This is a genomic window from Paraburkholderia sp. Cpub6, assembly GCF_014201065.1.
In the GTDB taxonomy this organism is placed as follows: Bacteria; Pseudomonadota; Gammaproteobacteria; order Burkholderiales; family Burkholderiaceae; genus Paraburkholderia; species Paraburkholderia tuberum.
Map to the genome: position 1 here is coordinate 1 of NZ_JACHDM010000074.1, position 4,789 is coordinate 4,789.

The window sequence follows — 4,789 nt, forward strand, 5'->3', positions numbered from 1 at the left end:
TCTGTCACAGTGATGTCCATCAAATCGAAAATGATGGGCACCACTTTGATGTCGGTTCTCGCCGCCGTCTACGACGGTCGTCGTGAGGTGCTTACGGATCCACGACCATGCCATCTCGATCAGTAGTGCCCGCACTCGCCGGTTACCCTGCTTGCTGATGCCCTGGTCGACCTGGCTCTCACCACTGTCATAAGGCTGAGGGGCGAGGCCCACGCACGCGCCGACCTGCCGGCGGTTGCTGAACTGCCGCCAGAACAGCTCCAGTGCCAGTCGTGAGCCGCCAACCGCCCCGATGCCGCTCAAGCGTGTGAGACGATCGATTCGCTCGCGCGCGAACTCAGGGAGGCTCTCGAGCCGGGCCCTCTCCAGTGTCGCCAGTTGCTGCTCGGCAAGTGCCAGTCGCTCGCATTCGCGCAGCAGCCGTTGCTGCAGCTCCAGCGGCAGTGGCGTACCGTCGTGGCACCGTACGTCACCGTTTGCCAGACGTACGGCGAACTTCCGGCTGTCGACTTCACCCCAGCAACCGAGCGTGACCAGCAGCTTGCGCATGCGATCCCGGTGTTGCAGGACTTCCTTCTGCAGTTGCCCACGATCGCGTATCAGGTGGCGCGACGTCTCATCCTGCAGCGACGGCACACGGATCGCGCGCATGCGGTCGAGTTCACCGTGCAGCCACGCACGCAGGTTGATGACCAGCCTGATTACATCCAGCCGGTCCGTCTTGGCGCGCCGTTTCTGGCGTTCAACGGAGATGCTCGCGGGATCGACGACATAACATTCGATCCCGCGAGCCTGCAAGGCACGATAGATCCAGAACGCGTCCTGCCCTGCCTCATAGCTTACGACAATCCGTACACTGGCTGGCAACGCCCATTTCTGCCGGTGCTGTTCAATCAGGGACAGCACCGCCTGCAGACGGGATGCGGCCTGCGGCTGCGTGACCGTATGTACGGCTGGCCGATCGCGGCGGCCATCATGCAGCGCAACTTTCCACTTCGCCATTGCGAGCTCGAGCGACACTGCCAGTACAATTTCCTCGGCGCATGGCCTGGAGACCTGTTGTGTGTGCATGATGCTCTCCTTTGAGCAAGCGTTGACAAGCTGATTTTACGGATCAGCTCGCCGGCCTTCCTGCTACATAGGATCTAACACCCTCTAATCTACGCCCAAATACTTTGGAAACGTGGCGGATGAGCCGTTGCGCGTCTCGTGGCGCAAAGTGCGCTGGGTTTTCTTCGGTAAATCGCCAATGTCGTGCCCAGGTATTTGCGGGCCCGGCGAGCGCGTGAAGAATGAATTTGCCACCTTTGACGACGCCCATACGAACGAGGCTTATCGCGCGGAGCCGCTCAATCAACCGTCTGCTTGATGGTGTTTGCCGTCGATAACGGCTATCAAACCGTTGTATTCGCCGCGCCGGGCCAGCGACGACAATGCCTATAGCCTTCCGGGAACATCAGAGTTCACCAAAGTTTTCCCCTGAAGTTGGGCAATGATTTCCCGCCGACCTTTTGGAGAGGCCCGAAGCAGAAGGTTCATTGTTACTATAAATTCGCGCTCTTCATTCTTTTGGAGATTGACGAACGCGAGTAGCGCCTGAATAGTTGCGGCCTTTTTGTTATTCGACATTTCGATTTCCTTTGATCTTCACACTACATCGCAAGTTGTAAAACTGCCGAAGAAGGGAAAGACTTATATCGCCCTGAAAAAATCAACCAAAACTCAACAAAAATAACAGCCAAACGTTGCTAACTGAAGTTGCAAAGGTTGCCCGAGAACGCACTGCGTATTGCCGATACAAGCTCGCCGACGTCAGCACTCTTTAGAATAAGGGAATGCACTCCAATCCGCGCGAGCGACTGTCGAAGATCAGGGTCGCCATTCATACTGAATACGATGATCTTCAAATCCGGAAAACACTTTCTCAAGAACGCCAGATAGGGAACCCCGTCGCCGTATTCGCCTCCGGGCATCGCGTCGTCAGTGACGAGTACATTGCAGGGCACGCGAGCAAGACGTTCAACAACCTCAGTCGAGTCACACGCAGTCGCTACCATTCTTAAATCAGTATGTCCGCTCAGTACCATTCTGACACCCGATAATACGACAGGGTGGTCATCGGCCACAATAATATTTATTATTCCTTGCACTTTACTACCTCGCGATCTTTCGGAAAGACAGTTTTTCGCGCCATCTCGTCTGAGTCGCGACTCCAGGCGCACAATCCAAAACCCTTCATTGCCGTGAGTTTTATGAATTCATATCGCACTCGGAATATTCATGCTGGAATAAAAGCACTTGCTATGCAAATAGCATCAACCAACGCCTTTCATACATTCTATTTTTCTGAGTATCGACGGAAATGCGACGGGTGTTATTTTTCTTTTACACCGGTCGGACTCGTCATAAATTTGTTTTTGGTGTTGTGGCGACGCATAGAAAGAGGCTGGAGTTGCTCCTGTAACTCAGGACCCCGTTAGGTTGATGGCGCAGCAGTTCGCCGGAACCCGCGAGCGAAGCTGCGCGTGCGATGGTCGATGTAGGCAGGGCCGTTGTCCGACAGCCGTTCGACGGCCGCACCCGCCTGGGTCGCTCCGAAGCGTCGCTCGACCGCGGCGAGCATCACATCACGCACGACGCGTCGTCATTATGTGCGCCAGTAGTCGCTGCCCAACGGATGTCACCTACCGGTCATGGCAGTCCAGCGCGAAGGTCCCACGTAACGGCGAGCCATCGTCACAACGGAACTCGAAGCCTTCTGAGCATCAGCGGGCATTGCTCCGATCAACGGCGACGAGTCCATCACGCCAACGATGCTTCGCGCTCGCGTGAACTGGATAAGGCTCGACGCTCTTGCGTGACAATGGCAGTACCAAGCCCGACATCAATCCTCAAGCCTGACATGGCGATATGGCATCCTAACGTCTGCGCTCCAGTTCATATATATTCGTCAGATTCGTCGACTCCTCCTTTCAACAAAATCGCTCGAATTCTTTCCACTAAATAGTACCAGGCATTGGCTGACGATTAGACACCCGTATTTGGGTATAACCTGACATTCGCGTCGATATCCTCTGCGTGAATCGCGGAGGCCGAAAATCCGCTTTCATATGCAAACCTGAATAAATCAGCGTCACGTTCTATGCCCAGCTTGCGCATCGCCGCCCTTTTCTGTGCGCTCACTGTCTGCTTCGTCCGATTCAACTGGGCGGCTATTTCGTTAATCGTGACGCCGGACACGTACAGACGTACAACCTCGGCTTCCCGCCCCGAAAGATTGCGCGGGGGTATGGCTTGCGTTGGGCCGACTCTTCCGGGTTGCTCGCGTGAAGTCGGTGAAAAGTAGGTTGCACCCGCGTGAACTGCATGTATGGCGGTAATCAGATAGTCAACATCTTTCGATTTGTTCAGTACGGATTGGATACCAATTTTCCGCATCTTGGAAGCAATGGCGAAATTGTCGATCGTGGTGAAGACGATTATCTTAAGGTCGGGATATCGGCGCTTTAAGAACGAAAGCATGGCCATCCCGTCACCGTATTCTCCCCTAGGCATGGAGTAGTCTGTGATGAGAATGTCACATTCGACATTTGACAGAAAATTGACGATTTCCGTCGAATCCTGCGCCGTCCCAAGGACGCTGAGAGTATGGACTCTGGATAGTTCGTATTTGACGCCAGTGATTAATGCCGGGTGGTCGTCTGCAAGTAGCAGCTTGATTTTCATTGCTCGCTCGATCGGTCAACTGCATTTATGAATCGAATTTTGGAATGCTTAATGTAACGGCGACCATCGAGGGCGAGTATCTTACTAGCCTCATTCAATCCACCAAATTGTCTGACTGATCTGAAAAACCAACGGGATATATCTGGAGATAGCGCATTGCTGTCCGTATGATCCGACGACGGAGTGGTTCGTTTTCAACGAGCTTCGGGCGGCGAGAGCGTCAGTCGGATATTGCTGGGACAATATGAAATTCACATACGAAACGGTGCGACACTGGTCGGTGAAGACCCAAGGGTGTCTTCGAGGCGCAAAAAGCTGCAACCGGAAATCCGATTCTGGATCGCTTTTTCTAATAGATTAGTATAGCTAACGTCACTCACTTTCTCATTCACGTCATTCTGGCAATTTGACAATTCCTCAATTCCACATCGGTCGAAGATTCCAGGTCTTCTAAAACATCGTGGTTACCGTACAAGTTGGTCAAACGCCCGCACTGTGATTCTGAAAAATATTGCAGGCGGAAAAAAATGCCAGCTCTTTCTCTCGCTCATTGAACTTGATGTGAGACGTTCTTGTCAGACCAATCCTCATCTTGTTTTCATCTGCATGACTATCGATTGGATCATGCCCTGGTCGATACGCGCGATGAACTCGTTTCATTTTGCATAGCCTGTGTTCAAAGGGTCCACCTTGCGACCAAGCTTTACCTGATCAGGGAGTTAGTGGAAATGCATCGTCCCAAGAGCATGCTTCTCGCCAATATCCGTTGAGGTTGACCCGGTTCGACAGATAGATTTGCAGTTGAGTTTAATGCGGTGTGGCACCTCCCGATAAGGTTGAATCACGGGTTGTCCACGGCCGGGCGGCGGGTCGCCTGTCACGACCACGACGCTGCCTGGCGGTGGACAACCCGCGCGCGATAAGCTTTGACCTTGCGCATGCAGGTTTTCGAACTCGAGCGGCGAACGGTAGCCGATGCTGCTGTGCAGGCGGCGTATGTTGTACCAGCTCTCCAGAAACGAGAACAGACGCCGCCTTGCCTGTTCGTGGGTCGCGAAGTGTT

General features: G+C 53.7%; 4 protein-coding genes and 2 pseudogenes. All 6 read right to left on the reverse strand.

What is annotated here, in order from left to right; all coding sequences use genetic code 11:
• A partial coding sequence (locus HDG33_RS36615) for an IS110 family transposase (RefSeq protein WP_260330727.1) occupies nucleotides 1-1,071 on the reverse strand: 1,071 nt, incomplete at its 3' end.
• Nucleotides 1,072-1,437: 366 nt separating this feature from the next.
• Entirely contained in the window at nucleotides 1,438-1,629 is a 192-nt protein-coding gene (locus HDG33_RS36620; RefSeq protein WP_184041165.1) for a hypothetical protein, read from the reverse strand.
• Between the two features lie 119 nt (nucleotides 1,630-1,748).
• Nucleotides 1,749-2,222, reverse strand: a complete 474-nt coding sequence (locus tag HDG33_RS38565) for a response regulator transcription factor (protein ID WP_409259128.1) — start codon at nucleotides 2,220-2,222, stop codon at nucleotides 1,749-1,751.
• A 287-nt stretch (nucleotides 2,223-2,509) separates the two neighbouring features.
• Nucleotides 2,510-2,813, reverse strand: a pseudogene (locus HDG33_RS36630) (IS3 family transposase); the annotation flags it as partial.
• A gap of 214 nt (nucleotides 2,814-3,027) precedes the next feature.
• The gene (locus HDG33_RS36635; RefSeq protein ID WP_184041169.1) at nucleotides 3,028-3,726 is read right to left on the reverse strand and encodes a response regulator transcription factor; all 699 of its coding nucleotides are present in this window, start codon (nucleotides 3,724-3,726) and stop codon (nucleotides 3,028-3,030) included.
• 719 nt (nucleotides 3,727-4,445) lie between these two features.
• Nucleotides 4,446-4,789: pseudogene (locus HDG33_RS38570) on the reverse strand (hypothetical protein); the annotation flags it as partial.

Bases quoted from the DNA above. Each gene is read 5' to 3' on its own strand.
- HDG33_RS36635 (WP_184041169.1), bottom strand. From the start codon at position 3,726: ATGAAAATCAAGCTGCTACTTGCAGACGACCACCCGGCATTAATCACT.
- HDG33_RS36620 (WP_184041165.1), bottom strand. From the start codon at position 1,629: ATGTCGAATAACAAAAAGGCCGCAACTATTCAGGCGCTACTCGCGTTC.